The sequence below is a fragment of the Microcoleus asticus IPMA8 genome (genome assembly GCF_013179805.1).
GTDB classification, from domain to species: domain Bacteria; phylum Cyanobacteriota; class Cyanobacteriia; order Cyanobacteriales; family Microcoleaceae; genus Microcoleus; species Microcoleus asticus.
Genome location: NZ_SRRZ01000237.1, coordinates 1 through 4,229 on the forward strand (window position 1 = coordinate 1; position 4,229 = coordinate 4,229).

The 4,229-nt window shown below is 45.2% G+C and carries 2 protein-coding genes and 2 pseudogenes; all 4 read right to left on the reverse strand.

The window, feature by feature from the left end; all coding sequences use genetic code 11:
- Positions 1–31 precede the first annotated feature (31 nt).
- Complete coding sequence (locus tag E5S67_RS31195) at positions 32–1,360, reverse strand: hypothetical protein (RefSeq protein WP_246277077.1); 1,329 nt, start codon at positions 1,358–1,360, stop codon at positions 32–34.
- A gap of 77 nt (positions 1,361–1,437) precedes the next feature.
- The gene (locus tag E5S67_RS31200; protein ID WP_172193236.1) at positions 1,438–2,391 is read right to left on the reverse strand and encodes an ABC transporter ATP-binding protein; all 954 of its coding nucleotides are present in this window, start codon (positions 2,389–2,391) and stop codon (positions 1,438–1,440) included.
- A gap of 203 nt (positions 2,392–2,594) precedes the next feature.
- A pseudogene (locus E5S67_RS34960) lies at positions 2,595–3,170 on the reverse strand (DUF6745 domain-containing protein); the annotation flags it as partial.
- 489 nt (positions 3,171–3,659) lie between these two features.
- Positions 3,660–4,160: pseudogene (locus E5S67_RS34965) on the reverse strand (leucine-rich repeat domain-containing protein); the annotation flags it as partial.
- Between the last annotated feature and the right edge of the window lie 69 nt (positions 4,161–4,229).

Here is a 4,229-nt window from a genome sequence, read left to right on the forward strand (position 1 = left end):
GAACTTGTTTTTAATTGCTGAAATCACCAGTTTATAGGATTCGTATGTCTATTTTCAGAATCCTATCAAATAAGCATTCAACACTTCTGGTTAAAATTATTACTGAGCTGAGGAAATTGATCGCGATCGCAACTACAGCCGGACTTTTATCGCTCCAAATTAAATCGAGTAGTGGGTAGCGTCGCCACAGCTTCTGATTGCTGGGAACGATTTGTTTGCGATACCTCGCCCAATCGTACAATGATTGTCTGTCAGATGTTAAAGCTGCAATTAAAGCTAAGAACATCACCAAATTCAAGATAAGTAAACAGATGAGATTAGCGTTGTCTGGGGCGTCTGATTGGAGTGCAAACCCTAAAAATATTACCTGACAGCAGATAACTAGCAAATAACTTTGCCGCTTGCTCAAAACTGTAGCGCTGGGATTTGGAAAGCGGCGCTGCCATCCCTGCCACATCCAGTAGGTTCCTGTACCACAAACCAAGAGAGACAAAGCAAGGCCACTCGCAATATTTGTACCCACTGGCGAGTAAAACCATTGCAACTTGTCTAACTTTTCAACTAACGAATCGAAATCAGTTTTATCAGCTAGAAAAAGCTGATATCTCAGCATAGCAAGGGGAGACAAAAAATGTAACACATCCCCAGCAGTTCGCGTGAGCGGCAGCCAAGAAATCCCAAACACAACAAAAACCGTAGCGCTAGCCAACCAAGGTTGAAATCCTCCCAACCAACTGGTTGTCAATCCAAATAGCATCGCACCGCTGTAAAATAAAGCACAGCTAGCTGCAACTGCTATGTAGAAACATAAAATTTCATGCAGGGGTATTTGAGCGACTAATCCAGCGTACAAATGCAGCGGTACTGTCAGAATTGCTGCTAGATACAGTAAAATTGGGACGCCGAGCATTTTGCCGAGAAAAATTGTTTTTGCTGACTGGGGACTGAGGCGAATAAAGTTGAGCGTGCCGCGTCGTTCCTCCTTATCTAAGTCGCTGACCAGCATATAAGTCCCTGCTACTAATAGGGCTAATACGCTCAAGATGCTCAGCCAAATGAATATCTCTAGCCACCACTCCCGCCAGTTAATGACAAAGTTGCTGAAGGCATCTCTGACGCAGATTTTTTCATAGGAACGGTCACCATCTAAAGTGCAAAATCTGTGATAGATGGGGTTAGTGTACTCCCCATTAGCAGGGGGAACGGGTATCTGGGCATTGAAAGACTTGAACAGTAGCAGTTGAGCGCTTAGGGAAAGGGCAGAGGCGATCGCAATATTGCCAGTATTCAAGCGGCCTTTGATTTCTCGAAATAACTGGGGATTCCAGTTGCCTATTTTGTCTAGTAAATGGAGTGTCATTGGTTATTGGTGATTAGTAATGGGTGACGACTTAGTTATAACTCACTGTTTATTCAGGTAAACAGGAAAGGAGCAAATTAAGATGCTTGCTGGTGTCCCATCTTGAGGAAGATGGTTTCTAAGTCTTCTTGAGTGCAGTGGAATTCGGTTAGGGGAATGTTGGCCGCGACGAGTTCGCGTAATAAATTTGCCGCATCTTCGGGGCTTCCTGAAAAATCAACGCACACCTGTTGAGTTTCCCGGATTATTGCCCAATTTTCCACCCAAGGAAAGTTTTTTAATTCCGATGTTAGCGCTTCTAATTTATTTCCTACAACCGACATGAAAATTTGCTGGCGGCTGAGGCGTTTGTAAAGTTCTTGTAAGGGTGCGCTTTCGACCAGATATCCGAGTTCCATGATACCCACCCAGCTACAAAGTTCGGCTAAGTCGCTGAGGACGTGAGATGATATGATTACGGTCATGCCGGCTTCTTGCAAAGCTTTGATAATTTCGCGGAACTGCATTCGGGCGATCGGATCTAAGCCAGAAACGGGTTCGTCTAACAACAACAACAGCGGTTCGTGGATAATAGTTCTCCCCAAACTCAGGCGCTGTTTCATCCCCCGCGACAGGGTGGAAATTAAGCTGTTGCGCTTGTTGGTTAGTTGCACGAGTTCTAACACGGAGTTGATTCGCTCTCGGCGGCGCGGTTGCTGGAGGTTGTAGAGTCGGGCAAAATAGTCTAAATAATCCCAAACAGTCAAGTCGTCGTAGAGGGGAAAGTCGTCGGGAAGAAAGCCGATGCGCTGTTTGAGAATCGGGTGCGATCGATCGCGCAATAACCTATCTCCATTGATGTAAATTTCCCCTGTAGTCGGTTCCTCAGCCGCCGCCAACATCCGCAGCAAAGTAGTTTTGCCGGCACCGTTGGGGCCGATGAGTCCGCATACTTCGCCTGCTGCTACTTGCAAATCGATGTCATTGACAGCTATATGACGATCGAATTGTTTCGTCAGCCCGCGAGTTTCTATTGCTAGTTGTTTTGCCATGTTTGGAGGGTGAATGAAGTTTTATTGGTGCATTCCTGGCATGGAAATAGAAGTGTACAACTAGCCTAGCCCGTTCTTCCAGGAATTGTCATCTCGTTTCTGAAATTAAAACAAAGACATTATCGATCGCTGAAATCCTTGCTAATATTAACTCTTCCTTCTTCCTTCTTCCCTCTTCCCTCTTCCTTCTTCCTTCTGCTATATCAAGTCTGCACGGAAAATTCCTCTGGATCGATATCCCAATTTACCCAGCGAATTGCCTCCCTAGCAGATGTCAGGTTAGGCGGCACTCTCAAAGCGTGAATGAATCCCGTACTCGGACAAGTCATTTTTAACAAACAAATCGGCTCGACATCGGCATTATCTATTGTTAATAGTGAATATTCCTGCCAACTATCTATTTGTTTTGCTTCCAATTCTTGACAAATGCGATCGTAACCAATTCCTTGAATTAAGACTCGCCTCAGTTCGGCATTGCCTTCTGTTAAAAGCCATTGTGATTGCCATTGATTTGGGTGGAATTGACCGTATTTTTCAGGCAATCTGACGCCGTGATAATAGTAAAAATTCCATCCATCCGCAAACTCAATGGCAGGTTCTGCTTCCGCGTGCAAGCGGTTTTGACTGTCAAAGCGCAGGTGACGGGGGCGATCGCACACCGCGCAAAACTTTTCAAAGGGAAATATCCAACCGCAATGCTCGAAAAGCTGCTTTTGGCAGCGAAGTATTTCTTGTGCCTTTTGGGAAAGATTGACGCCTAATGAAGAGATATACCATTCAGTCAAATAGATTTCCTTAAACAAAGTCGTGGGGGTTTCAGGGTATTTCAAACCCTCCAAATAATCGGGAAAAACATTCCCCATCATTCGTTCCGATCGCTCATATTCGTCAACCACTTCGTACATTAGCGAACTCAGTGTGCTGTCTACTTCGGACTCTATCGTCATGAAATAGAGCTCATACTTCCACACCGCCGGACTTGTAAAGTCTCTCACAATCGATGGGGACATGGACATCCATTTCCCGTCTAGCCTTTTCCCCAATCTATTCCCATGCCCTTCGTTTGACCAGTTTGGTGAATTGTCGCCTTTTGGCAAGTTGAAGATTTGGACAAAAGCGTCTCGGGGACTGCTGCAAATAATAACTTCAGGTTCTTGTAAGCCAATAGCGGCATAGGCAACTTTGATGGCTTCTGTGGCTTTTTGAGCATCAATTGGCTTAGTCGAGAGAGTAAGATTTTTTTGTGCGTGTTCGCCTAACACACTAATCTCGGTAATTTGATTGTTTTCGAGATACAGTGCTCTCAGATTGGTGAGCGATCGCAACGCGCTGATCTCGGTAATTTGATTGTAGTCGAGACAAAGTTCTGTCAGATTAGTGAGCGATCGCAAGGCGCTGATCTCGGTAATTTGATTGTAGTCGAGATCAAGTTCTGTCAGATTGGTGAGCGATCGCAAGGCGCTGATCTCGATAATTTGATTGTCGTTAAGACGCAGCTCTGTCAGATGGGTGAGCGAGCCGAGGAAGCTGATGTCGGTAATTCTATTGCCGCTGAGATTCAGTGTGGTCAGATGGGTGAGCGAGCCGAGGAAGCTGATGTCGCTAATTTGATTGTCGCTGAGATTCAGTGTGGTCAGATGGGTGAGCGAGCCGAGGAAGCTGATGTCGCTAATTTGATTGTTGCTGAGATCGAGTGTGGTCAGATTGGTGAGCGAGCCGAGGAAGCTGATGTCGGTAATTCTATTGCTGTTGAGATGCAGTGTTGTCATGCTTGAAAGTATCTGCTCCGCTAATATTTCGGAATAAGTAAAAGACTTTTTTTTCAGAATTTTAAGTGT